27 protein-coding genes and 1 tRNA gene are annotated in these 25,087 nt (G+C 51.3%); 22 read left to right on the forward strand and 6 right to left on the reverse strand.

Features of this window, described 5'->3' with window-relative positions:
• The first annotated feature begins 10 nt into the window (after positions 1 to 10).
• The 14 genes from AAA927_RS00475 to AAA927_RS00540 all read left to right on the forward strand — a co-directional run bounded on the left by AAA927_RS00475 (position 11) and on the right by AAA927_RS00540 (position 16,960).
• On the forward strand, positions 11 to 1,060 hold the full coding sequence (locus tag AAA927_RS00475) for an NAD(P)H-dependent glycerol-3-phosphate dehydrogenase (RefSeq protein WP_338214669.1): 1,050 nt from the start codon (positions 11 to 13) through the stop codon (positions 1,058 to 1,060).
• 48 nt (positions 1,061 to 1,108) lie between these two features.
• Complete coding sequence (gene trxB, locus AAA927_RS00480; protein WP_338214671.1) at positions 1,109 to 2,059, forward strand: thioredoxin-disulfide reductase; 951 nt, start codon at positions 1,109 to 1,111, stop codon at positions 2,057 to 2,059.
• A 375-nt stretch (positions 2,060 to 2,434) separates the two neighbouring features.
• Entirely contained in the window at positions 2,435 to 4,156 is a 1,722-nt protein-coding gene (locus AAA927_RS00485; protein WP_338214673.1) for a phospho-sugar mutase, read from the forward strand.
• A 94-nt stretch (positions 4,157 to 4,250) separates the two neighbouring features.
• Positions 4,251 to 4,886: a YfbR-like 5'-deoxynucleotidase gene (locus tag AAA927_RS00490; protein ID WP_338214675.1), complete on the forward strand. Its 636-nt coding sequence runs from the start codon at positions 4,251 to 4,253 to the stop codon at positions 4,884 to 4,886.
• 263 nt (positions 4,887 to 5,149) lie between these two features.
• Positions 5,150 to 7,162: an excinuclease ABC subunit UvrB gene (gene uvrB / locus AAA927_RS00495; RefSeq protein WP_338214677.1), complete on the forward strand. Its 2,013-nt coding sequence runs from the start codon at positions 5,150 to 5,152 to the stop codon at positions 7,160 to 7,162.
• Between the two features lie 6 nt (positions 7,163 to 7,168).
• Positions 7,169 to 10,030: an excinuclease ABC subunit UvrA gene (uvrA, locus tag AAA927_RS00500; RefSeq protein ID WP_338214679.1), complete on the forward strand. Its 2,862-nt coding sequence runs from the start codon at positions 7,169 to 7,171 to the stop codon at positions 10,028 to 10,030.
• Positions 10,031 to 10,205: 175 nt separating this feature from the next.
• Positions 10,206 to 10,745: an HdeD family acid-resistance protein gene (locus AAA927_RS00505; protein WP_338214681.1), complete on the forward strand. Its 540-nt coding sequence runs from the start codon at positions 10,206 to 10,208 to the stop codon at positions 10,743 to 10,745.
• A gap of 207 nt (positions 10,746 to 10,952) precedes the next feature.
• Positions 10,953 to 11,651 carry a GntR family transcriptional regulator gene (locus tag AAA927_RS00510; RefSeq protein WP_338214683.1) on the forward strand — a complete coding sequence of 233 codons (699 nt, stop codon included), beginning with the start codon at positions 10,953 to 10,955 and terminating at the stop codon, positions 11,649 to 11,651.
• Between the two features lie 187 nt (positions 11,652 to 11,838).
• Positions 11,839 to 13,152: a PTS sugar transporter subunit IIC gene (locus tag AAA927_RS00515; RefSeq protein ID WP_191987468.1), complete on the forward strand. Its 1,314-nt coding sequence runs from the start codon at positions 11,839 to 11,841 to the stop codon at positions 13,150 to 13,152.
• Positions 13,153 to 13,178: 26 nt separating this feature from the next.
• On the forward strand, positions 13,179 to 13,829 hold the full coding sequence (locus tag AAA927_RS00520; protein WP_338214685.1) for an SGNH/GDSL hydrolase family protein: 651 nt from the start codon (positions 13,179 to 13,181) through the stop codon (positions 13,827 to 13,829).
• 107 nt (positions 13,830 to 13,936) lie between these two features.
• On the forward strand, positions 13,937 to 14,821 hold the full coding sequence (rapZ, locus tag AAA927_RS00525) for an RNase adapter RapZ (protein ID WP_125580948.1): 885 nt from the start codon (positions 13,937 to 13,939) through the stop codon (positions 14,819 to 14,821).
• Between the two features lie 2 nt (positions 14,822 to 14,823).
• Positions 14,824 to 15,852 carry a gluconeogenesis factor YvcK family protein gene (locus tag AAA927_RS00530; protein ID WP_373305862.1) on the forward strand — a complete coding sequence of 343 codons (1,029 nt, stop codon included), beginning with the start codon at positions 14,824 to 14,826 and terminating at the stop codon, positions 15,850 to 15,852.
• 4 nt (positions 15,853 to 15,856) lie between these two features.
• Positions 15,857 to 16,804, forward strand: a complete 948-nt coding sequence (gene whiA, locus AAA927_RS00535) for a DNA-binding protein WhiA (RefSeq protein WP_338214690.1) — start codon at positions 15,857 to 15,859, stop codon at positions 16,802 to 16,804.
• A gap of 84 nt (positions 16,805 to 16,888) precedes the next feature.
• Positions 16,889 to 16,960: transfer RNA gene (locus AAA927_RS00540), tRNA-Arg, on the forward strand.
• A gap of 212 nt (positions 16,961 to 17,172) precedes the next feature.
• On the opposite strand, the gene AAA927_RS00545 is transcribed toward AAA927_RS00540, so the two are convergent.
• The 4 genes from AAA927_RS00545 to AAA927_RS00560 form a co-directional block, all read right to left on the reverse strand.
• Positions 17,173 to 18,339: a tyrosine-type recombinase/integrase gene (locus tag AAA927_RS00545; protein WP_338214692.1), complete on the reverse strand. Its 1,167-nt coding sequence runs from the start codon at positions 18,337 to 18,339 to the stop codon at positions 17,173 to 17,175.
• A gap of 107 nt (positions 18,340 to 18,446) precedes the next feature.
• Positions 18,447 to 19,472, reverse strand: a complete 1,026-nt coding sequence (locus tag AAA927_RS00550) for an Abi family protein (protein ID WP_338214694.1) — start codon at positions 19,470 to 19,472, stop codon at positions 18,447 to 18,449.
• A gap of 224 nt (positions 19,473 to 19,696) precedes the next feature.
• A complete protein-coding gene (locus tag AAA927_RS00555; RefSeq protein ID WP_338214696.1) occupies positions 19,697 to 20,461 on the reverse strand; it encodes an SHOCT domain-containing protein in 765 nt (254 codons plus the stop codon).
• 78 nt (positions 20,462 to 20,539) lie between these two features.
• A complete protein-coding gene (locus AAA927_RS00560) occupies positions 20,540 to 21,289 on the reverse strand; it encodes a S24 family peptidase (protein WP_338214698.1) in 750 nt (249 codons plus the stop codon).
• Positions 21,290 to 21,418: 129 nt separating this feature from the next.
• On the opposite strand from AAA927_RS00560, the gene AAA927_RS00565 reads away from it, so the two are divergent.
• Positions 21,419 to 21,670 carry a DUF739 family protein gene (locus AAA927_RS00565; RefSeq protein WP_338214700.1) on the forward strand — a complete coding sequence of 84 codons (252 nt, stop codon included), beginning with the start codon at positions 21,419 to 21,421 and terminating at the stop codon, positions 21,668 to 21,670.
• Positions 21,671 to 21,690: 20 nt separating this feature from the next.
• The gene (locus tag AAA927_RS00570) at positions 21,691 to 21,852 is read left to right on the forward strand and encodes a hypothetical protein (RefSeq protein ID WP_338214702.1); all 162 of its coding nucleotides are present in this window, start codon (positions 21,691 to 21,693) and stop codon (positions 21,850 to 21,852) included.
• Here the strand turns inward: AAA927_RS00570 and AAA927_RS00575 are convergent.
• The gene (locus tag AAA927_RS00575) at positions 21,830 to 22,147 is read right to left on the reverse strand and encodes a hypothetical protein (protein ID WP_338214704.1); all 318 of its coding nucleotides are present in this window, start codon (positions 22,145 to 22,147) and stop codon (positions 21,830 to 21,832) included. The genes AAA927_RS00570 and AAA927_RS00575 overlap by 23 nt on opposite strands.
• Before the next feature lie 240 nt (positions 22,148 to 22,387).
• Positions 22,388 to 22,840, reverse strand: coding sequence for a hypothetical protein (locus AAA927_RS00580; protein ID WP_338214706.1), 453 nt, complete (start codon positions 22,838 to 22,840; stop codon positions 22,388 to 22,390).
• A gap of 65 nt (positions 22,841 to 22,905) precedes the next feature.
• On the opposite strand from AAA927_RS00580, the gene AAA927_RS00585 reads away from it, so the two are divergent.
• The 6 genes from AAA927_RS00585 to AAA927_RS00610 all read left to right on the forward strand — a co-directional run bounded on the left by AAA927_RS00585 (position 22,906) and on the right by AAA927_RS00610 (position 25,035).
• Positions 22,906 to 23,244: a DUF771 domain-containing protein gene (locus tag AAA927_RS00585; protein WP_338214708.1), complete on the forward strand. Its 339-nt coding sequence runs from the start codon at positions 22,906 to 22,908 to the stop codon at positions 23,242 to 23,244.
• The gene (locus tag AAA927_RS00590) at positions 23,241 to 23,498 is read left to right on the forward strand and encodes a hypothetical protein (RefSeq protein ID WP_338214709.1); all 258 of its coding nucleotides are present in this window, start codon (positions 23,241 to 23,243) and stop codon (positions 23,496 to 23,498) included. Before AAA927_RS00585 ends, AAA927_RS00590 begins: the two co-directional genes overlap by 4 nt.
• A 5-nt stretch (positions 23,499 to 23,503) precedes the next feature.
• Positions 23,504 to 24,211 carry a phage antirepressor KilAC domain-containing protein gene (locus tag AAA927_RS00595; protein WP_338214710.1) on the forward strand — a complete coding sequence of 236 codons (708 nt, stop codon included), beginning with the start codon at positions 23,504 to 23,506 and terminating at the stop codon, positions 24,209 to 24,211.
• On the forward strand, positions 24,204 to 24,485 hold the full coding sequence (locus AAA927_RS00600) for a hypothetical protein (protein ID WP_338214712.1): 282 nt from the start codon (positions 24,204 to 24,206) through the stop codon (positions 24,483 to 24,485). Before AAA927_RS00595 ends, AAA927_RS00600 begins: the two co-directional genes overlap by 8 nt.
• 93 nt (positions 24,486 to 24,578) lie before the next feature.
• Positions 24,579 to 24,767 carry a hypothetical protein gene (locus AAA927_RS00605; RefSeq protein WP_338214714.1) on the forward strand — a complete coding sequence of 63 codons (189 nt, stop codon included), beginning with the start codon at positions 24,579 to 24,581 and terminating at the stop codon, positions 24,765 to 24,767.
• Positions 24,760 to 25,035 carry a hypothetical protein gene (locus AAA927_RS00610; RefSeq protein ID WP_338214715.1) on the forward strand — a complete coding sequence of 92 codons (276 nt, stop codon included), beginning with the start codon at positions 24,760 to 24,762 and terminating at the stop codon, positions 25,033 to 25,035. The genes AAA927_RS00605 and AAA927_RS00610 overlap by 8 nt, the downstream gene beginning before the upstream one ends.
• Positions 25,036 to 25,087 lie beyond the last annotated feature (52 nt).

Raw genomic sequence — 25,087 nt, forward strand, 5'->3', positions numbered from 1 at the left:
GAGTGATCTTTTGACCGAAAAAATCGGAGTGTTAGGGGCCGGTTCCTGGGGCACCGTGCTGGCTAATCTGCTAACGGAAAATCAGCTGGACGTGGCCTTGTGGACGCATAAGCCAGCCCAGGTGCCTGAAATCAATGAGCAGCACACCAACCAGCACTATCTGCCGAATTTTAAACTGCATGAAGCGCTGCACGCCACCGCCGATTTGGCGGCGGCTGTGAAAGACGCCACAGTGATTTTGTTTGTGGTGCCGACGAATGCCATTCGCAGTGTGGCCACCCAGGTTAGCGCGCTTTTGGATGAAACGCAGCGGCCCATCATTGCCCATGCGGCGAAGGGGCTGGAGCTGGGCACCAAGTTGCGGGTCTCGCAGGTGTTGGAGGCTGTGCTCCCAGCAGGCCGTTATCAGGGTCCAGTGGTGATTTCCGGGCCGAGTCACGCCGAAGACGTGGCGACGCGGGACATCACGACTTTGACCGCAGCGGCGGCCGACGAGGCGGTGGCAAAAAAAGTGCAGCAGCTGTTCATGAACGACTATTTCCGGCTTTATACGAACACCGACGTGATTGGCGTTGAGTATGGGGCCGCCTTGAAAAACGTGATTGCCATCGGCGCTGGCGCCTTGCATGGCCTCGGTTATGGCGATAACACCAAAGCGGCGCTGATGACGCGGGGCTTGGCCGAAATCACCCGGTTGGGCGTTAAAATGGGTGCCAATCCGATGACCTTCATCGGCCTGTCTGGCGTGGGTGATTTGATTGTTACCTGTACCAGTGTCCACAGCCGCAACTGGCGAGCCGGCAATGCCTTGGGGCAAGGTCAAAAGCTGCCTGAAGTGTTGGCCAACATGGGCATGGTGGTCGAAGGGGTCTCAACGGCCAAAGTCGTGCATGAATTGGCAGAGCAGCAGCAATGCGAGATGCCGATTTCCAATGCGATTTATCAAGTCCTTTACCAAGGGGCGCCAATCAAGACGGTAATTACGGATTTAATGGCGCGTGAAGGTAAAGCCGAAACCGATTTTGGGGTCACTTTACAAGTCGTCCCAAACAAGGTATAGTATAATTTGACTTACGAAAGGTAAGCGAATTGGAAAGAGGTGCGTCCCATGGCAAAACAATATGATGTGATCGTAATCGGGGCTGGCCCTGGTGGCATGACCGCGGCGTTGTACGCCTCACGGGCCAATTTGTCCGTGTTGATGCTGGATCGCGGGATTTACGGCGGCCAGATGAACAATACTGCCGCAGTGGAAAACTATCCTGGCTTTTCTTCGATCTTGGGACCAGACCTGAGCCAGAAGATGTATGATGGCGCCACGCAATTTGGCGCTGAATACGCTTATGGCAACGTGACGGACCTGCGCGATGAAGGGGCCGTGAAGCGCGTGGTGACCGACGAAGGCGAATTTGAAGCCAAAGCGGTAATCATTGCCACTGGTGCCGAGCACCGGAAGCTGGGGATTCCTGGCGAGGAAGAATTCGGTGGCCGTGGTGTATCGTACTGCGCGGTCTGCGATGGCGCCTTTTTCAAGGATCAAGAAGTTGCGGTGATTGGCGGCGGCGATTCGGCAGTCGAAGAAGGCCTCTACCTCGCCGGGTTGGCTTCCAAAGTCACGGTGATTCACCGCCGTGACCAGCTGCGGGCCCAGCAGATTATCCAGCAGCGCGCCTTTGCCAACGACAAGATGCACTTTGTCTGGAACGCAGACGTGCAGGAAATCCTCGGGGATGACCAGAAAGTCACCGGCGTTCAGTACAAGGACAAAGTGACTGGCGAAACGCATGTCATTCCTGCGGCGGGCGCCTTCATTTACGTCGGCATCAAGCCGCTCACTGACAGTTTCAAAAACGTCGGCGTGCTTGATGAAGCCGGCTGGATTCCGACTAATGATCTGATGGAAACCCGCGTGCCTGGCATTTTCGCTATTGGTGATGTGCGGGCCAAGGGCTTGCGCCAAATCGCAACCGCGGTGGGCGAAGGCGGCCAGGCGGGCCAAAGTGCGTTCAACTACATTCAAAGTCTTCAAGATGCCACTTTAACGGCAGCAACGAAGTAACATGTGGGGGCTGTGACAAAAGGCGGTTTTGGAGCCGACAGGTAGCCTAGCCATCCACCAAGTCCGAACTTTGGACTCTGTGGATGGCGTAGCTGGCTGCTCGGCTCCGGCCTTTTGGCGCGTAACTCTGCTGGAACCTTCGAAATGAATATAGGGGGTGTGACATTTGTCACGCCCCCTTTTTGGTGGCCGCGATTGTTTAACATCGCGTAACAATTGGCCACCTTGAGTTGAAACCCGCTTTTGATATGCAATAATGAAACCGTTATGCCGATGCTTTTTTGCGCTGGCCAAGGGCTGGTGAATGCCAGAAATAACTTCGCGGCGTACAATGAACTTGCAATAGGCACCGGACAAAGGATAGGAGTGAATCAAATGGGGTATAAAGAAAATTATCAAGCATGGGTGAACGCACCGACGATGGACGCTGACCTCAAGCGCGAGCTCATCGCCATGGCGGATGACGAGAAGACGCAAGAAGCGGCGTTTTCTGTACCGATGGCCTTTGGGACTGCCGGCATGCGCGGCATCATTGGCGCCGGCATTGGCCGGATGAATATTTACACCGTGCGGCAAGCCACGGAAGGCTTAGCCCGGTTTATGGATACCTTGGATGCTAGTCAAAAGCAAGCCGGGGTGGCGATTTCTTTTGATTCGCGGTACCAAAGCCAGCAGTTTGCCCAAGAGGCGGCGGCAGTTTTGGGGGCGCATGGGATTGTGAGCTATGTTTTCGACAGCTTGCGCCCCACGCCGGAGCTGTCATTTGCTGTGCGCTATCTGAAAACATACGCCGGCATCATGATTACGGCCAGTCACAACCCGAAGCAGTATAACGGCTACAAGATTTACGGCCCAGATGGCGGCCAAATGCCACCAGAAGAATCCGACCGCATCACCGAGTACGTTCGGAGCGTGGATGATTTGTTTGCCATTCAGACGCTTGATGTGCATGCCTTGCGGGCCCAGAACCTGATGCACTTGATCGGCGAAGATGTCGATGAAGCCTACTACCAAGCCGTGGCCACGGTCACCATCAACCAAGACTTGGTGCACACCGTCGGCAAGGATATGAGTTTGATTTATTCGCCGCTCAATGGGACTGGCCGCATTCCGGCTCAAATGGTGCTGCGCAACGCCGGCTTCCAAAACTTCCAGCTGGTACTGCCGCAGTCCACAGCAGACCCTGAATTCCCGACCACGCCGTTCCCGAATCCGGAATTCCCGCAAACCTTTGACCTGGCAATCGAAATGGGCAAAGCTAGTCATGCCGACGTGTTGATTGCCACGGATCCTGATGCTGACCGCCTTGGCACTGCAGTGTGGACCGGAGATGGCTACCAGCTGTTGACCGGGAACCAAATTGCGTCGCTGTTGCTCCACTACATTCTGGAAGCCCGCAAACAAGCTGGCACCTTGCCCGCCAATGGGGCCGTGGTAAAGTCGATTGTGTCGACGGAACTGGCCACCGCGATTGCCAAGGATTACGGCGTGGCCATGATCAACGTGGAAACCGGGTTCAAGTTCATTGGTGACCAAATCAAGCAATACGAAGAAACCGGAAGCCATGAATTCTTGTTTGGCTTTGAAGAAAGTTATGGCTACCTGATCAAGCCATTCGTCCGGGACAAGGATGCCATTCAATCCACTGTGTTACTGGCGGAAGTAGCCGCCTATTACAAGTCCAAAGGCCAAACCCTCTGGGATGGCATTCAGGCCTTGTATGCTCGGTACGGCTACTTTGCCGAAAAGACCGTCGGCGTTGACTTCCCAGGGCTGGAAGGGCCAGCGGAAATGGCCGCTTTGATGACCAAGTTCCGGGAAGAACAACCAGCGGATTTTGCCGGCGTGAAGATTGTCCGCACCGAAGACTACAAGAAGCAACTCATTACCACGGCAGAAGGCACCAGTCCCATCACAATGCCGGTATCTGATGTGCTGAAGTACATTTTGGCCGATGGCACTTGGATTGCCATTCGGCCTTCTGGCACCGAACCAAAAGTGAAGTTCTATGTTGGCACCTCAGCTGCCACCGAGACCGAAGCCGAACAGAAACTGACCGCCTTTGAAACGGCGTTGACGGGTTTTCGCACCGCATAATTAAAGCATAAGCTATCCGGCGAGCCGCAAAGTGGCTTGCCGGATTTTTTGCGCGGTGGTAAGCTTTTAGAAACTTTACAGGAGGATGTTAATCATGGGAATGCACCAATTTATTCAAGGCCTGAACAATTTGGAAACCTTGCGGCGGGCCCCAGGGTTTTTCAAATATGCTGAACACAGCGTGGCCGCGCACAGCTTCAAGGTCGCGGAAATCGCGCAACTGCTGGGTGACATCGAAGAGCACGCTGGCAATGAGATCAACTGGCAGATGCTTTACGAAAAAGCTTTAAACCATGATTACACCGAGCGTTTCATCGGCGATATCAAGACCCCGGTCAAATACGCCACGCCGACGCTGCGCAAAATGCTGGCTGATGTCGAGGACACCATGACCGAGAACTTCATCGAAAACGAAATCCCGGCTGATTATCAGGATGTCTACCGCCGGCGCCTTTCGGAAGGCAAAGACGATACCTTGGAAGGCCAGATTTTGAGCATCGCCGACAAGGTGGATTTGCTTTATGAATCCTTTGGCGAAATTGAAAAAGGCAACCCGGAACGGGTCTTCGTTAACATCTACACCGAAAGCTTAAGCGTGATTATGTCGTACGAAGATCGGCCGTCGGTACAATACTTCCTAGATCAGATTCTGCCGGATATGCTCAATGAAGAATTTGCCGACCGGGATATGCTGGCCAAGTTGACGCGGTCGGTCATGGCGAAACAGTAGGGCGTCGCGAGTGCCCTTGTCTGCAGCGTGTAGTTGCGCTCCTGGTGGCCAACGCCGGAGTGGATAGCTACGCTAAAGGCCTCGCCGGCAAAGTACACCGGCAATGCCTTTAGCTAGGCTACCCGTCCGGCTAAGAGCGGCCATCCTCCGCAGCCTGTTTTACACATTGGCGAATGTGTGTTCGCTATGTTATAATTAGTCCAATGAAAAAGTCGGAATTTCGGTTCCGGCTTTTTGCGCGTTGAGGTGAGGAGGTTGCGGCCATGATTGAACGCATTGCCGATAAAAAATTTGATTTGGTCTCCCCGTATAAGCCGGCGGGGGATCAGCCTGAAGCGATTGAAAAGCTGACCCAGGGCTTTTTGGCTGGAGAAAAGGAACAAGTGCTGTTAGGCGCGACTGGGACCGGGAAGACGTTCACGATGAGCAATGTGATTGCTAACCTGAATAAGCCGACCCTGATTTTGTCACATAACAAGACGCTGGCTGGCCAGTTGTACGGGGAGTTCAAAGAGTTCTTCCCGCACAACGCGGTAGAGTATTTCGTGTCCTATTATGATTACTACCAACCAGAAGCTTATGTGCCGAGTTCAGATACCTATATTGAAAAAGACTCCGCCATCAATGATGAAATTGATAAGCTCCGGCACAGTGCCACCAGTGCCTTGCTGGAGCGTAATGATGTGATTGTGGTGGCGTCGGTGTCCTCAATCTTTGGCTTAGGCTCACCAACCGAGTACCGCGACCATGTGCTGTCTATTCGCAAAGGCATGGAGATTGACCGCAACACCTTGCTGCGGCAGCTGGTGGACATCCAATTTGACCGCAATGACATCGATTTTCAACGCGGGCGCTTTCGGGTGCGCGGCGATGTGGTGGAAATTTTCCCAGCCAGCCGCGACGATCACGCGATTCGCGTGGAGTTCTTTGGCGATGAAGTCGATCGCATCACCGAGGTCGACGCGTTGACCGGGGAAGTCATCGGCGAACGGGAACAGGTTTCCATTTTCCCGGCCACGCACTTTATGACCTCAGACGACGCGCTGGAGCGAGGCATTCAAAGCATTGCCGCTGAGCTGACGCAGCGGCTAGCAGAACTGCGCGATCAAGGTAAGTTGCTGGAAGCGCAGCGGCTGGAGCAGCGGACGAATTACGATATCGAAATGCTGCGGGAAATGGGTTACACCAACGGCATTGAAAACTATTCGCGGCACATGGAAGGGCGCGCGGCAGGCAAGCCGCCGTACACGCTACTCGACTTTTTCCCTAAGGATTTCATGATTATGGTGGACGAAAGCCATGTCACGATGCCGCAAGTGCGGGCGATGTACAACGGCGACCGGGCCCGGAAGCAAACGTTGATTGATTATGGCTTCCGGTTGCCGAGCGCGTTGGACAACCGGCCACTGAAGCTCAACGAATTCGAGCAGCACGTCAACCAAATCCTTTACGTTTCGGCTACCCCAGGGCCGTATGAACTGGACCGGGTGCCAAAAGCCGATATCGCCGAACAAATTATTCGGCCGACTGGGTTGCTGGATCCGGAAATCGAAGTGCGGCCGATTATGGGCCAAATCGATGACCTGACTTCAGAAATTAACAAGCGCATCGAACGCAACGAGCGCGTCTTTGTCACGACCTTGACCAAGAAAATGGCTGAAGATTTGACCGATTATCTGAAAGAAGAAGGCATTAAAGTCGCCTATCTGCATTCAGATATCAAAACGCTGGAACGGACCCAAATCATCCGCGACTTGCGGTTAGGCAAATATGACGTGCTGGTCGGTATCAACTTGCTCCGGGAAGGAATCGATGTCCCTGAAGTGTCCCTGATTGCGATTTTGGATGCTGACAAGGAAGGCTTCCTGCGGGCGGAACGGTCGCTCATTCAAACCATTGGCCGCGCTAGCCGGAATGCGCATGGGAAAGTCATCATGTACGCCGATAAGATGACCGACTCGATGGAGGCCGCTATCAATGAAACCAAGCGGCGGCGGACCATCCAGATGGCGTTCAACAAGAAACATCACATCACGCCGAAAACTATCATCAAACCCATTCGCGAAGCGATCACCGCGGTGGATACCAGCGGTAATGGCGATGATGATAAGAACAAGAGCTTTGCCGAGGTCGATCTGCATGACCTGACCAAGCAAGAGCGCCAGCAGTTGATTAACAATTTGCAAACGCAAATGCAGGCAGCCGCCAAGAAGCTCGATTTCGAGCAGGCGGCCACGTTGCGCGACACGATTTTGGAACTGGAAGCAGAAAAGTGAGGATTTATGGCTAACGATAAAATTGTGATTCACGGCGCCCGCGCGCACAACTTAAAAGATGTCGATTTGACCATTCCCAAAAATAAATTGGTGGTCATGACCGGTTTGTCTGGTTCCGGGAAGTCCAGCTTGGCCTTTGATACGCTGTATGCAGAAGGCCAGCGCCGCTATGTCGAAAGCCTATCGGCGTATGCGCGCCAATTCCTTGGCCAAATGGATAAACCTGATGTGGATTCAATCGACGGCTTGAGCCCGGCGATTTCCATTGATCAGAAAACCACCTCGAAAAACCCCCGTTCCACTGTGGGCACGGTCACCGAAATCAATGACTACCTGCGCCTGCTGTGGGCGCGGATTGGCAAGCCAATTTGTCCGAATGACGGGACGCCGATCACCAGCCAAAGCGTCGAGCAAATGGTCAACCGAGTTCAGCAGCTCCCGGACAAAACGCGGATTCAGATTCTTTCGCCAGTGGTGCGCCGGAAAAAAGGCGCCCACAAGAAGGTGCTGGAAAAGATTGTCCGCGAAGGTTATGTGCGCATGCGGGTGGATGGCGAGATTATGGACGCCAGCGCCGACGTTGAATTGGACAAAAACAAGAACCACGACATTGACATTGTGATCGACCGCATTGTCGTCAAGGCAGGGGATGCTGACAATCGCTCGCGTTTGTTCGATTCTTTTGAAGCAGCGCTGCGCCTATCTGAAGGCTATGCCACCGTTGATGTGATTGGCGGCGAGCCGCTGGTGTTCTCAGAACATTTTGCCTGCCCGCTGTGCGGCTTTACGATTGGGGTGTTGGAACCACGGCTGTTTTCCTTCAACGCGCCATTTGGAGCCTGCCCAGAATGTGATGGATTAGGCGAAAAGCTGACGGTGGATGTGGATTTGGTGGTGCCCGACCCAGACAAAACCATTGCCGAAGGGGCGATTGCGCCTTGGTACACGGCTAGTTCCACTTACTATCCGACGATGCTGGAACAGGCCTGCACGGCGTTCAAAGTGCCGATTGACAAGCCCTTCAATAAGTTGACTGACCGCCAGCGCGACTTGGTGCTGAACGGCAGTCAAGGTAAGAAGTTCCACTTTCATGCTGATTCCGATTTCGGCGGTGTGCGCGATGTGATGGCCCCATTCGAAGGCGTGCTCCCAAACATCGAGCGTCGCTACCGCTCCAATAACACACCGTTTGGCTCTGATCAGATGCGCCAGTACATGACCGCGCTGGTTTGTCCAGTGTGCCACGGCAAGCGCCTTAACCGCCAAGCCCTGGCAGTCAAAGTCGCCGGCAAAGACATTGCGGAAGCCTCTGACTTGGCAATCAAAAATGCCTTGCCGTTCTTTAGCCAAATTCAGCTGTCCGAAAACGAAGTGGTGATTGCCAAGCCCATTTTGAAAGAAGTGAACGATCGTCTGACCTTCTTGGAAAACGTCGGCCTGGATTACCTGACCCTGAGTCGGGCGGCCGGCACTCTGTCCGGTGGGGAAGCCCAGCGGATTCGTTTGGCCACCCAAATTGGCTCCAACTTATCTGGTGTCCTGTACATTTTGGATGAACCTTCCATCGGCTTGCACCAACGCGATAACGACCGCTTGATTGCTTCACTGAAGAAAATGCGTGATTTGGGCAACACGTTGATCGTGGTTGAACATGATGAGGACACCATGCTGGCGGCGGATTATCTGATTGACGTTGGCCCCGGCGCTGGGGATAAAGGGGGCCACATTATGGCCGCCGGCACCCCAAAGCAAGTGATGCGCTCCAGCAAATCACTGACGGGCCAATACCTCGCCGGCAAGAAGTTTATTCCGGTTCCGACCGAGCGGCGCGCCGGTAGTGGCAAGATTTTGCGTCTGGAAGGCGCGGCTGACCACAATCTGAAACACATTGACGTTGACTTCCCGCTGGGTAAGTTCATCGGCGTGACTGGAGTTTCCGGCTCCGGGAAATCCACTTTGGTCAACTCGATTTTGAAGCGCGCCTTGGCTCAAAAGTTGTACCGCAACTCAGCAAAGCCTGGGGCTTACAGCAAACTGTTGGGCTGGAAGAACATCGAAAAGCTCGTGGATATTGACCAAAGCCCTATCGGCCGCACGCCGCGCAGTAACCCGGCCACTTACACTGGGGTATTCAACGACATTCGCGCCTTGTTTGCCCAAACTGGTGAAGCCAAGCTCCGCGGTTACACCCAAGGCCGTTTTTCCTTCAACGTCAAAGGCGGCCGCTGTGAGAACTGTAAAGGCGACGGGATTATCAAAATCGAAATGAACTTCCTGCCGGATGTCTATGTGCCTTGCGAAGTCTGCCATGGCAAGCGGTACAACTCCGAAACCCTCGAAGTGACCTACAAAGGTAAGAACATTGCTGATGTGCTAGAAATGACCGTGGACGAAGCAGTGAAGTTCTTTGCCCCGATTCCTAAAATCGCACGCAAACTGCAAACCATTGTTGATGTGGGCCTCGGCTACGTCCAAATGGGCCAAAGCGCCACCACCTTATCTGGGGGAGAAGCCCAGCGCATGAAGCTCGCCTCTGAACTACAAAAGCTTTCTACCGGCCGCAACTTCTACATTCTCGACGAGCCAACTACGGGCCTGCATACTGATGATATTCGCCGGTTGCTGGAGGTGCTCCAACGGTTGGTCGATGAAGGTAACACCGTGTTGGTGATTGAACATAACCTGGATGTAATCAAAACCGCCGATTGGCTGATTGATTTGGGCCCAGAAGGCGGCGATGGCGGCGGTCAAGTGATTGCCACCGGTACACCAGAAGACATTGCCAAGGTGAAGAACAGCTACACTGGCCAATACCTCGCGCCAATTCTGGCCCGGGACAAGGCCCGCATGGCTGCTCAGCGTAAATAAGCTTGTGAACCGCTACTGTTGAGTGGCGGTTTTTGTTTGGGCTGAATCGTGGTTTACTGGGAGGCGGGGCGCTTGAGCGTCCACCGCAACCCGCGACAGCGCTGGCCAAAACTGAATTTTCTTGTGCCACGTAGATGAAGCCGGTATGATGGGGGTAGAAAGAGAGGCGCGGTTTATGTTTAATCGGACACATTTTGGATTTGACTGGGGCGAATTTATTACAGGGATTGCCCTGATTTTGGCTGGGGTAGTGGTTCTACATCACCCTGGGGCGACTTTAGCCACGTTGACTTTCCTGTTCGCGTTGGTGGCCATTATCCGGGGGATTGCGACCTTGGCGGCGTTTGCCAAGTTGCGTGAGTTCACCGGGAAGTTGGCTTGGTTGACGTTGATTTCTGGGATCCTTGATTTGATCTTGGGCGTGGTCTTCCTGTTCAATCTCCAAGCTGGGGCGTTGACGCTGGCTTACCTGTTCGCCATCTGGTTCGTGATTGATAGTATCGCTAACCTTGCTAATGCCGGGCAAATGCGCGCGGCTGGCACCGGCTGGTTCATCTTGAACTTGGTGCTGGACATCTTTGCGCTGGTCGTCAGCGTGCTACTGTTGATGCAGCCGGTAGTGGCGGCAGTCGGGATGGTCATCTTACTGGCCACAGCTTTCTTCCTGCTGGGACTCAATGCGATTCTGCTGGCTTTTGCTCGGCGCCAGATCTAATCCGCTCGCAACGATAACGAAAATCAATCTGACCCTTTACCCTTCAATCCGGTGAAGGGTCTTTTTTTACCTGTGCGGCCAAAAAGCCCAAAATTACGCTGGCGTCGCCTCAGGACTTGCAGCGCTTCCAAGGATAGCCTATAGTTCCAAGTATAGACTTATCGAAAACAAAGACTTATGGGGGATGGCAAGGTGGAGCCAAAGTACATGCACATTGTGAACGTCATCAAAAAAAGAATTACGGATGGCGTTTATCCAACCGGCAGTGTGATTCCAAAGCAGGAGGAACTGGCGGCAGAGCTGGGCGTTAGCCGCATGACCGTTAAAAAAGCGCTGGATATTTTAACTGTTGATGGCTATGTGTTGCCGAAGCGCGGGGTGGGGACCTTCGTGCGGCCCAAAGTGGTGCGGCAGCGCAACTCATTGCCTCTGAGTTCCTATGGCGGCCTGAGCAATGACTTAGGGGTGCCGGTGGAAAGTAAACTGATTCTGTTTGATATCGGCTTTCCCACTGCGGAGGTGCAGGAGGCGCTTGAGATCGAGGAAAACCAGCCCGTCTATGAAATTCGCCGGTTGCGGTTAGTGGATGGCCAGCCATATGGGCTTGAGCACACATTTCTAAACGCCGCCATTTTTCCGCAATTGAAGCCGGAAGTGTTCAAAGGTTCATTTTACCGCTACCTCCACGAAACCTGTGGGCTGACGATTGGTGGGGCCAATCGCTCGATCTCGGCTGAAAAGCCGGATCAATACAATGAGCAATACTTGCATTCCAAGCCGGATGAACCGATTTTACAAGTGAAGCAGACGGTGTACTTGGATGACGGGCAGCCCTTTGAAATGTCGATTGATCAACATCCTTATAGTGCGCATCATACTTACACTTTTATCGACGTGAAGCGTTAGCACCTGGCACCTGCTCGCAGGTGCTTTTTTGTATAGGTATATACATGAAAAATATAGAAGTATTGACATGAAATAATTCTGATATATACTGACTTTGGCGGTTGATGAAATCGCTTCATTCTTTCGTGGTAGTTGGCGTTGACCAATTGCGCGATGCACTTATCAAAGAGGAGATGGCATTATGTCTTTGGAGAACTCTAAACTGGGCGATCGGTTCGCGATTTTCGCGGCCAAGCTCGGCAATCAAATTCATCTGCGCTCATTGCGAGATGCGTTTGCAACTGTTATGCCGCTGTATATTTTGGCTGGCTTGGCGACTTTGTTGAACAACACTGTGTTCACCTGGATTTTCAAGGGTAGTACTTTAACGTCAGTCCAGTACTGGGGCACACTGTTGAGCAACGCGACGCTGAACTTTTCCGGCGTCATGATTGCAGCCATGATTGGCTACTGCTTGGCCAAGAACCGGCGCTTTGAAAACCCTATTGCGGCAGCGATGGTTTCAATCGCGGCTTTGATTTTGATGATGCCGAACACGGTTTCCCTTATTCCTGATGGGGCGAAAAAGGCAGTTTCGATTTCCGCTGTGCTGCCATACACCAACCTAGGGACCGGCGCGATGTTTGCCGGGATCATCATGGGCTTGGTGGCAACCGAAATCTTTATCCGGGTGTCCCACATGAAGCGTCTGCAAATCAACTTAGGCGACAACATTCCGCCGGCGGTTTCGAACTCATTTAATGTCCTTATTCCGGTCATTTTGGTGCTGTCGGGCTTGGCGATTGTTTCCGCCTTGCTGAATAACTTGGCCGGGATGAACCTGATTAACCTGATCACCACCTTCATTCAAGAACCACTGCGTCATGTTGGGACCTCAATCTGGGGCGTGCTGCTGCTCTATTCTCTGGGCAACTTGCTTTGGCTGTTTGGGATTCACCACTCAGTTATTTACAGTTCCATCTTGGAGCCATTGTTGATTATCAACATTACCCAGAACATTGCCGCGTACAGTGCTGGCAAAGCAATCCCTAACATCATCAACGTTTCGCAAGTCGCTTCCTTTGGCCTGATTGGTGGTTCCGGTTCAACGCTGTGCCTCTTGATTGCAACCTTCCTGTTCAGCCGCAACAAGGTTTCCCGCAATGTGGCGAGCTTGTCTGTTGCCCCTGGGATCTTTAACATCAACGAACCAGTCATTTTTGGTTACCCGATTGTTTACAACATCAGCCTGATTTTCCCGTTCATCTTTGTCCCAGCGCTGGGTGTTTTCGTCAGCTGGGCGGCAACAGTAGCCGGCTGGATGAACCCATGTGTGACCTTGGTACCTTGGACCACGCCAGTTGGCATCAGTGCCTTTCTGGCGACGGCCGGCGACTGGCGGGCCGTGGTCATTCAGCTGCTGATCTTAGTCGCTGGGGTGCTGATTTATGCGCCATTCGTCAAGATCAATGACAAAGTGGCTGAGAAGCAAGCCGAAGAACAACTCGCTGATCAACAATAATTACCGGGATAGTTAGAAGGAAAATTATGCGCGAACAAATGCTTTACGATACGGACCGTTATCAGCTACGCGATTACATTATTGAGCGGCTGAACGAAGTCACAATGGCCAACCGGGACGCGATGCCTGGTGGGGTGGTGTTCTTCGGGGATTCCTTGACCCAATTCATGGATCTCAAACGGTTCTATCCCGAATACAAAAATGCTTATAACTGCGGCGTTGCGGGCATTACGTCGGATATGTTGCTCCACTTTATCGATGAGGGGGTGCTCAAATACCGGCCCAGCACCGTGTTTCTGATGGTGGGGACCAATGACCTCGGTAATACCACGATGACCAGTCCCCGGCAGATTGCCCTGAATGTGAAGGAGATTATTGAGATCATTCACAATAATCTACCTGATTGCCGAATCAATTTGCTGAGCTGCATTCCTTGCGATGAAGCCATTCAAAGTTACATGGCCAAAGGCACCACGCTCAGACGCAATGACACGCTGCGCATGGTCTTTGCGGAGTACCAGCGCGTCATCCCATATGCCTACGTCCACATGATTGATATGTTTGACGCCTTGTATGACGAAAATGGGCACCTTGATACCAGTGCTTTCAAAGATGGCTTGCATGTCAATGATGCCGGCTATGAAAAGCTTGTTGCCGCGGTGAAACGGCAGTTATAACCAGAGAAAGTCGTATCTTCAGGATGCGGCTTTTTTGCTGCCTTGATGACGGTTGGTATCAATGACACGCCCGGCATGTTACAATAGAGCGAGAAAGAAGGGATACGATGGCGGAATCATTGAACCTCGTTGTGATCACAGGGATGTCTGGGGCTGGCAAGACGGTCGCCATGCAATCGTTCGAAGACCTTGGCTATTTTTGCGTTGATAATATGCCCCCGGCTTTGCTGCCCAAGTTTTGGGAACTAGTGAAGGAAAGTGGCAAGATTACCAAAATCGCCTTGGTGATCGACCTGCGGAGTCATGCCTTTTACGATCAAATCAACGATATGCTGGCTAGCTTGGACAATACGGCGTTTGTTACCACCAAAATTCTCTTTTTGGACGCCACCGACGCGGAGCTCGTTTCCCGCTATAAGGAAACGCGGCGCAGCCACCCCTTGGCCCAAGAAGGCCGCTTGATGGATGGCATTCGCAAGGAGCGGGCGCTGTTGACCGAGCTGCGTAATCGTGCCCAAGTGGTGATTGATACCACCAATCTCAGTCCGCGGCAGCTGCGGGAGAAACTGTTCGTCACCTTCAAATCGGCCAACCATCCGACCTTCCACTTGGAAGTGATGTCCTTTGGTTTCAAGTATGGCCTGCCGATTGACGCCGATATCGTGATGGATGTGCGTTTCTTGCCTAATCCTTATTACGTGCAAGCTTTCCGCAATCGCGATGGCCGCGATCAGGATGTTTACGATTACGTGATGGACAACAAAGCGGCCGAAGACTTTTATCAAAAATTCTATGGTATGCTGGCGTCCATTATGCCGCAATATCAAGAAGAAGGTAAAAGCTCCGTCACGATCGCCATCGGTTGCACCGGCGGCCAGCATCGCAGCGTGGCCTTCGCCGAGCGGATTGGCAAAGCCTTCAAGGCTGACTACCCAGTGGATATCACACATCGGGATGTCAATAAACGGAAAGCGACGGTGAATCGCTCATGACCATGACGGAAACCAAAACCATTCGCGTGATTCGCGGCCGGCGCCCGAAAGTCGTCGTCATTGGCGGCGGCACGGGCTTGCCTGTGATTGTAAAGAGCCTGCGCGAGCAAAATGCCGATGTCACCGCGGTGGTTACCGTGGCGGATGACGGCGGATCCAGCGGCGTGATTCGCAACTATATCAACGTGGTGCCGCCTGGTGATATCCGCAATGTCCTGGTGGCGTTGTCGGATTTGCCCGAGCTGGAAAAAAGCGTGTTTCAATACCGGTTTGACACCAGTGATGCCTTTTTTGCCGGGCATGCGATTGGTAATCTGATTATTGCGGCGCTGTCTGAAATGCGCGGCGGCATTTTTCAGGCGGTGCAGTCTTTGTCTGCCATGATGAAAGTCGATGGTCATGTCTATCCCGCCAGCGACCGACCGCTCACCTTGAACGCGGAATTTACCGATGGCACCACTTTAGCCGGTGAGGCGGAGATTACGGCGGCTGGCAAACATATCAAGCGCGTCTGGGTCACTGACAGCAATGGCGAAGTGAAGCCGCAGGCGGTGGATGAAGTCGTGCAAGCCATTTTGGCCGCCGACGTGGTGGTGATGGGGCCAGGGAGCCTCTTCACCAGTGTCTTGCCGAACTTGATGATTGAAAATCTCGGGCAAGCGGTGCTGCAAACCCAGGCCGAAGTGATTTATGTCGTCAACATCATGACCCAAAAAGGGGAAACTGAACGCTTCACCGATGCGGATCATGTCCGGGTGCTGAACGCACATCTTGGCGCTAATTTTGTCGACACAGTGCTGGTCAACATTGCGCCGGTGCCGAGTCATTACCTTGATCAACAAAAATACAACGAAATTCTCGTCCCAGTGCGGCCTGATTACGCCGGTTTGCGCGCCATGGGTTGCCGCGTGATTTCCGCTGACTTCCTGAAATTGCGCGATCACGGAGTGTTCCATGATGGCGATAAAGTCGCCTCGGAAATTTTGAACCTCGCTTTTCAGGTGGGGACGATGAAGAAACGAAAGCGGTGAGAACATGGCCAGTTACGCCAGTACGGTCAAAAAAGAATTAACCCAGCTGGAGGTGCATCCAGAGCATGCTAAAGCCGAGCTGTCGGCGCTGATTCGCATGAACGGTTCACTGGCCATTCAGGCCCATGAATTCGTGCTGAACGTCCAAACTGAAAACCCGGCGATTGCGCGGCGGATTTACAAGCTGATTGATCAGGTCTATCATCGCGAAGCCGCGCTGGTGGTGCGGCGCAAGATGAAGCTTAAGAAGAATAATCAGTACATCGTGCGCTTGGTCTCAGGCGTCAATGAGGTTTTGCAGGATCTTGACATTCTCGATCCCGCGGACATGGCGATTCGCACGGCGGTGTCTCCCAAAGTCTTGAATGAGCCGCAGCGCGAACGGTCTTACTTGCGGGGCGCCTTTTTGGCGGGCGGCTCGGTGAATAGTCCGGAAACTTCGCGCTACCATTTGGAAATCTATTCCCTGTACAAAGACCATAACGATGGCGTGCTCAAGATGATGAATGATTTTGGTCTGAATGCCCGTACCGTCGAGCGCCGCAGTGGTTGGATCGTGTATCTGAAGGAAGCCGAAAAGATTGCCGATTTTCTGCAGGTGATTGGCGCCACCAATGCCATGCTGAAGTTTGAGGATGTGCGGATTGTTCGCGACATGCGCAATTCCGTTAACCGGCTCGTGAACTGCGAAACCGCCAATATGAACAAAACCATTGATGCGGCCCAGCGGCAGATTGAAAATATCAATTACTTGCATGACCATGGCATGTTCGACACCCTTCCCGCCAAGCTCCGGGAAATTGCCGAGCTGCGCCTGGCGCATCCTGATGTATCGCTGAAGGAGCTGGGGACCATGGTGCCTAGTGGTCCAATCTCCAAATCCGGCATCAACCACCGCCTGCGTAAGCTCAACGAAATCGCTGAAGGGACCCGGCAGCCGGCAGGTAACTAACGGTGCATTCTGGCCGCATTGCGCAATTAATCGCTTCTGCCCCTTGCTTTTTAAGAGGCAGTCACGTATCATAATTGAGTACTTGCGCGGTTAGTGTAATGGATCGCACGTGAGATTCCGGTTCTCGAAATCCGGGTTCGACTCCCGGGCTGCGCAGAAATAGCTCATTTAGGACAAATAGGGACAAGCAAAACGCCTAGAAATAGGCGTTTTTGTTTTACACTCAAGTGGGGATAAAAGTTTTAGGTGGCATCGAGGTGGCACTTTGGCTGTTTTTTCTCTGACTTTGGCCAAAAGTGCCACCTAAAATGCCACCTAGCAGGCTGTATCCATTGGCGCGCAAGGGGTACCGCAATCGCATAATTTTGCTAGAGCGCATTTAGCGCTTTAATGGTCTTCTTGTCGTCTTTTTGCTTGAGTTCGTCAATCTCGTGCATGTAGACGCGCATGGTGATGGCAAGGCTCGCATGACCAAGACGGCGAGAGATAGACATAAGCTCCACGCCCTCATACATGAGCATGGATCCATGCGAGTGGCGCAGGCCATGGCTGGTGATTGTGTTCTTAGCGCCGACGGCTTTACACAAACCTTTGACCGTCTTGCTCATGGCCTCATTGCCGATGATGCGGTGGTCTGCATTACGGAAGACAAGGTTATCTTCGTCCCGCCAGCCGTCAGCCATGAAGGCCGTTTGCTGTTCGATCCGTAGCTTACTCAATATCTCGACCAGGTTATTCGAGATTGGGATGGTGCGGTAAGACTGTTTGTTCTTGAGTGGCCCGAAGTTGTCGTGCTGTTTGCGCGTCTTATATTGCCACGAGTGCGTGAAGGCCACAGTGCCAGCCGCCAAATCTATATTGTCCCAGGTCACGCCCAGGGCTTCTTCAAAACGAGCACCAGTGAGCGCCATGAAGACAGCGATGTAGTTGCTCATGTGGTCCAGGTCGGCACATTGGGTGGCGAGTTTGATCATCTTCTTGAACTCACTGAGGTCGACATATTTCTCTGACTCATCCTTTTCGGCGGTGCCGCCGACGATGGCGCGGCGGGTGAAGTCCTTATTGGTGTAACCGTCTTCGATGGCGTCCTTGAGCACGGCTCGCATATACGAGTTGACTCTGGCCACTGTGGAGTGGCTGAGGGGCTCTTGGCGCTTGCCGCGTGGATTTGACCCTAGCCAGTCCAGAAACGCCTGGTAGGTCGTTCTATCCACATCAGCGATGAGCAGGCCAGGGTGGTTATTATCAAACCACTCTCTGATGTAGCTACCGACCACACGGTACCACTCATCGGTGACTGCCGAGTGACGGCCAATCTTGAATGCCTCTATCCATTTGTCATAGTAGTCTGGCAGCGTCATATCGTGAGTGTCTTCTGGCGTTCCATCGTCAAGGTCAAGGGTGGCCGCAAAAGTCACCGCTTCACGGCGCTTGTCGAATACCTTACGCACGTCTTTGCGGGTGCCATCAGCACGCGTGCCTTTGATGCCTCTCACACGCCATTTGCCGTCCGTTGTTTTACTGATTGATGCCATGATTTTCCTCCAATTCTGCTATAATAGAGTACGCAAAGGGCGTACTCCGCCTGAGCATTTGTTTGTGCGTCTGACCGGTCTGCCAGGACTGTGGGTCAGGCGCTTTTTTATTGCGTTGCATCCAACAATGTTTCAATTGAGGTGCCGCGTATCTCCATTGAATCCATGAGATAGTCTCTATCTTCAGGAAATTTTTTGAAATAGTCAGCTAGCCTTACGTCAATCCAAGAGCAAATCGATTTAAAGGCGTTCAGATTGTCTAACCTTCGAAGCGCAAGAATGAGTGCGCCAATACTGCTAGTCAAAGCGCCATTTGAGTACTGATTTTTGGATACCTGTATTCTAGCGTTGGGATTTTGATATAAGAAAGGAGTATATGTGAGCTGTTTCCACTTGTTTCGGTGGTTATAAACACGCCCCCCGTGTGCACATAAGTTACGATACTCTAGACATAGACTCATCATGTCGCCCAAGCCTTGACTAATCAGTAGCGATTTATCTGAAGCAATGAGAACGTCCTCATCGAGTCCAATCAGTAGCGATTGAATTTTCAATCTTATCTCTTTAGGTAATAGCCGATACCAATAGATTGTGGAACCGAGCGAAAAGTTTTTGACCATAATCCAAGGAGGAACGTTGCCAACTTTGGAATGGTAGTGACAAAATGGTTCTTCTTTAGAATTAATTGTGTTGTAAAAGTTGCTTTCAAGAATATCGCGATCCATGAGAGGTTGGCCGTTTTTCTTTTTCTTTTTATGTGGCTCACCAATTTCGTAAATATCTGGATTTGTATAGATTGCTTGCTCAAATCCTATATTTTCAGAAACAACATATGCGACTGCTTGTTTGAGGGTAATTTCAAAATCCGCCAACCCAGACAGCACCGCGTCCGAAATTTTTCGATCAAGCAAAAATAATTCGAAAATGTGTTCAAATGTTGAACCAGGTTTGAATCCGGCATCGTCGTCTGAAGGATCGACCATAAAATTGTCTTTGTAGCTATTAATAATTTCGTAGTAACCATATCGCTGAAGATTTGACTTTGCTGTTTCCTCACTAAGGAACGTTAGGTGCCGTTTATCATTTAAAAGGGTAATTAGCTCATCAATTGTTTTAAAAGGCTTGTCTGACATTTTTCCTCCAAAAATAAAAGAGCGGGCACATCATAGATGTACTCGCTCAGTCGACGGAAACCCGCCACATATTTGTTAGGTACATTATGCGGCATCAAATTTAGCGAGTCAATCTATATTTATCGAAAATCAACATCTAGTATATCGAAATTAAAAAACACCAGATGTAGAAGAAATGTTCACTGTGTGTTGATAACTTCAGCTTGCCGCGACCTTTAGTTTAATTAAAGTCCAAGAATTTCTTTCTTCTTAGCGTCGAACTCATCTTGGCTAATGATGCCGTCATCGAGAAGTGATTTGTATTCGCGAAGCTTTGCAATTGGATCATCTACGGCTTGGATCGGCTCTGTCGAAGCATCAGAATTTGTGGCTTGATTGGTTCTTGAAACGACTTCGTCTGCTACAGGCTCAACCTTGAATGCACGCAATTCCTGATATTCCTTTGTTTTAGTGGTCAGTACAATTTCGACAGTTTCCCCATCTGCAATGTTTTTCAATGTGATGGTTGTCTGAGAGTCATCTTCGATTTGTCGAGTGCTAGAGGTTGAATTCGAGTCAGAGGTACTTTTTTCTTTAGACTTCTTGGAATTACCACCTACAATCGCTCCGGCCACGGTGCCAAAGCCTGGGGCCAAGGCGGTACCGATAATAGCTCCGGCGAGGCCATGACTCTTTTTCTTGCCTTTGCTATTAGTGTCGGAGTGTCCCTGCTCTTGAGTTTCCTCGTGATAACGAGCTCCGGCAAATTCGACTGAAATCAATTTGAAGAAAATTGGGTCATCGAGATCGAAAATTATGCTTCGGTCATCTAATTGGTACATCTTGTCACCGAATATTCCATTGGCGCCGACTAGCTGACGGCCAACTTCAAACTTAATTCCTTGTTCGTGAGTTATCCGGGTCTTGAGTAGTGCCTTTGCGTCTTTACGTGCCTGTTTTTCCTCAGGTGTAAGACCGTTGTTAGCAGTTAATTTATCAAAAATGCCCATGATGTTTCCTCCAAAATGTTCAGCTTTTATTGTCATCAGGATTTGGACATTACAAATCTGAAAAGGCATCAGAAAAAGCTACCCAAGTACCTTACCAATCACTTCAACTTCATCACAGTCGAGCTGGCGATCAGGATAGTCTGGGTTGATTGAATGCAGCACAATCTTCTGACCGCGCTTATCGAGCATAATTTGCTTGAACGTAACACCTTCGTCGCGGACTCGGACGATGGCCAGATCACCAGAGTCGATAGTCGGCTGCCAGTGTATGTAAATCTGGTCGCCGCGCATGAAGTCGGGCTGCATGGAGTCGCCATCGACTGTGACAATCTCATCGGTGCCGTGGGGGATATCTTCAATTTTAACGACGGTGGACACCGCATCAGCATCTTGAGTATCACCGTCGATTGGATCACCAGCTGCAGTTGAGCGTCCGGTGATAACACTGCGCTCATTGGGAAAATCGACCACATTGTCGCTCAGCTCGTTCTCATGAGCAGACTGCTGACGAAGCTGATCAGAGGCGAAGTCATAAACACGTTGCTGGCGATGCTCTGTGAGCTTGTTGAATATGCCAACAATATTTGGCTTATCCATATTCACATCGTCAAATCCCATGAGCCAGGCTTCGTTTAAGTCCATAGCCTTTGCAAGCCTATATACATAGTCCTGCTTTGCATCGTATTTGCCCTTCAGGTAGTCGCTAATGGAATTACGGCCAATCCCTGTACGGCGTGATAATTCGGCCTGGTTCATCTTTCTAGCCTGCATTCCTTGTCGTAGTCTGTTTGCAAAACTGTCCATAATTCTGAACACCTCTTTTGCCATAAGTATCTACCAAGTGATCGTTGTGGTCAATATTAAAGTTCAGAAATATGAACAAAAGTGTTGACAGTCTATTCGAGACGGCGCTAAGATGTGTTTGTACAGAAAACCGAACACATTGGAGGCGATAATTTGACGATTGCTAATGACAAATATGACTATAGGAAGCTGCTTGATCAGATTAAGCAAAAAGGCTACAGCTATTCTTCACTTGCTGATGCGATGAACCTAGGCCGCTCCACGCTATACACGAAGCTTCACAACCAATCCGCGTTTACTCAGACTGAGATCAAGCAACTGAGCCTATTGCTTGATCTCAAGCCAGCGGAATTGGCGGCATATTTTTTTACACCCGTTGTACGGAAAACCGTACACGAAACGTAAGCGAAGGGAGATGAACAAAGATGGAGAAGCAACGCGCACAAAGCCAGATTGCAACATTTACCACCAATGTAGAAGAACTAAAAGAGCTGCTCAATCTGGCCGTTACCCAGGTCGAACAGCTGCAGGAGACAATCACTGCAATCAGCAGTTTTGAGTTGACTACGAGTCTAACTGACGCTTGACATACGCAGAGCTAGCTGCGTTGAGCATTTCCTGCCAGTTATTGAAACTGGTGTCGGCTTTGACCTTCTCGTCGAGCTTATCCTCAGGAAATGCTCTAAGGGAAGCTTGATCGGTAATTCCCAAGTCGCCCAGAAAACTCTCAATACTTAGAGACTTAGAGTTTTGAGACATGAATGATCTGGTAAAAAGCTCGTCGAACGGGACGGATCGCATTCCTTCGAGTTCCTTGGCATTCTGTGCCATCCGCTCTAGTTTGCGTTCAAGTTCCTTTGCACCTTTAATTTTAACGCCCATTTAATCACCTCCTTTCAGTTCGATTATCCGCCGAGGGGAGGCAAAGCGAAAGGGGATGAATCAGCATGGAGAAACGATATTTTCGGGATATTACGATGGATGAAACTCAGCTTGCTACGCGCCACACCTTTGGCAGCGAACTTGGTGAAACCATTCTGCAGGCCATGACAAAAGAAGGCCTCACATATGAGGAAGCATATGCGGGCCTTGATTATGCTTATGCTGCGCTACGATTTAGCGCTAATTTTGCTCAAATCCAACCAGCTCATATTCAGAGCTTGACAACTCAGTTCCGTGAAGAACGAGACCGGATTCAAAACGCGTCTCAAACGCAAAAGTAGAGATCGGAAATCTTGCTCCCGGCACTGAATTAGCCGTCTCTGCCCTCATTTCTTCGGTGAGAGAGTCGCGGACAAGTGTCATTAACTCTTGACCGGTGGAGCTTGGCAGACCACGGATCAAACTGGCAGCGCGGCTGAACAGGTTGGGAAGGTGCCCTGCATCAAGTGCCCTCATGCCCGCGACCTCACGAGACGAATTGGCCAGCCAAATTTGCTGGTAGCCTTGCTGCTTATCAGTTGTGAATTTAGCTGTGAACAGTTGATAGCCATCTGAGTACCACGGTACGAGCGGGATGTCGTTTTCGGTAAGTCCGTAGTCGAGTGCTTGCATCGCAAGTAAGTTAAGTTTCATCGATATCACCTCCTTTCAGCTCGATTATCCGCCGAGGGGAGGCAAAGTGAAAGGGGATGAAAATCATGTTACAAGCAAAGGTACTTGAGGACACAGATGCCACAATCATAGTTTTACGGCAGGAAGACCTAGACAAACGGCTGGCGGCAGCCCGACAAGAGGCCGAGACTGCACTACTGGGCGGTCGCTGGTCAATCGACGACTGCTTGAAGAGATTGAATGGCTACCGCAGAACCGACTTCCTAAACAACATCCTGAAGCCAAAGCGAGCGGAGCTTGAGCGGTGTGGCGCCCTACTGCACTGGTCGAAGGGCCGCGGAGATGGCTACCGGTTTAGAGCAACCAAAATGGCCCAGTGGCTTGAGGATAACTTAGAACAAATCGACCGTGGAGGGTGGAAATGACAATCTATGTACGCAGTGAAGACCGACTCCGGTTGTACGACCTGCACCGTACCATCCAAGAATTCGAGGATGCAGCGCAGCGTGACGAGAATTGGTCGTCGTGGGAGCTTTGGCACACGTTGCACAACCACGTCATGGATGAGCTTGAAACTGTGATTGGCATGCAGAAGTGGTCAACACAAGACCGGCAGGAGCTAGAAGCTTCATGTAAGAAAGAAGCAATGGAACAGGGGATGATTTTACGAACGGATTAGTGATTATGCGTGATCGCAAAGCAGTGACATCAAGCCTAACCATCGCTGAGACCTTTGAGAAGGATCATCGGCATGTGTTGCGTGACATCGACAACCTTCAAAAAGATGTGCCCAATTTTGGGCAGATGTTCTCGCTAGGGGATGAGCCTGATAGTTATGGGCGTCATCGCCGGGTGTACTACATGACACGTGATGGCTTTACACTGCTGGCCATGGGCTTCACCGGACAGAAAGCCTTTAGCTTCAAACTGAAATATATTGACGCCTTCAACTCGATGGAGACTCAGATTACCACTGGCTTCACAATTCCTGGCACCTATGCGGAGGCGTTGAAGCTGGCGGCCAGCCAGGCGGAGCAACTAGAGCTACAGCGCCCAAAGGTTGTCTTTGCCGATGCTGTAGCAGTCAGCCATACGACCATCTTAGTTGGCGAGTTGGCCAAACTGCTGCGCCAAAACGGCGTAGACATTGGCCAGAACCGGCTATTCAGTTGGCTCAGGCACCATGGTTATCTGTCGGGCCGTCATGGCAGCAGTTGGAACCAGCCAACACAGCGCTCAGTAGAGTCGGGTCTGTTCAAGGTCAAAGAGACCACAATCAACCACTCAGATGGCCGTGTTGAGATTGTCAAGACGACCAAGGTTACCGGCAAGGGCCAGCAGTATTTCATCAACAAGTTCTTAAAACAGGAAGGAGAGATTGGCTATGAATAAGCAGTTACTTCAAGCGTATGTGGATGTACTCAAGGAACACCAGGATGCGGAAAAGGAATTTTATAAGCTCACCGGGACCTACAAAGGCGCCGCCGCAATGGGCCGGATGTTTGGCCTTGAGACCGCGCTCAGCGCCTTGACCATTCAGGCGGACCATCACGATTTGAAATTGATGGCAAAGATGCGTCGGCAGGCCGGTCGCGGCGAAGAACCAACGTTTGAATTCGTCACGAGGGAAGAAATTAAGGAGGCAAATAAATTTGATCACGATTAGCCTGCCACATTTGGTTGGGGCGTTTGTTGCTGTCATTGTGATTGGCCTGCTGATTGGTGGCCAGCACAGTGAGTGGATTAGGGGGTTCTTGGAATGATTACGAAGAACATGTCGGATACTCATCGTTTGGAGAAATTGGCCTTTTTGGCCCAGCGCCGTGCCGATAAGCTGACCGGCGATACTCAGCAATCGGAACTGGAGAGAAGTTATCAACGTGGACAGGCGGACGCTTTTGCGGTGGCCGCTCAGATTAGCCGACAGGAGGGCATTGATCATGATTGAAAAACAGAAACAGGTTGCATCACCGCATAAATTGGAGCTTCAAGTTGAAGGCGAATTTGCTCGGGTATCGAATGACGCTGTTTGGAAATTCTTATACCAACAAGGCTTTCGAGCGGACACATCTGTTGAGGAGAGTTTCCCCGATGATCCAGTAAAAACCATCATTGTTCGCTTGATGGTGACGGATGATCAGGCGCAAGCAATCGAACACGCTATCAGGAGCAAGTTTTCATTTTTCCCAGCGCCTGCAGACAAAAATTTGGCATAAAAAAAGCCGCTCACCACGAGGGAGAACGGAGTAGTGCAGGTACTAGACAACC

This window comes from Lacticaseibacillus salsurivasis, assembly GCF_036246225.1.
GTDB classification, from domain to species: domain Bacteria; phylum Bacillota; class Bacilli; order Lactobacillales; family Lactobacillaceae; genus Lacticaseibacillus; species Lacticaseibacillus salsurivasis.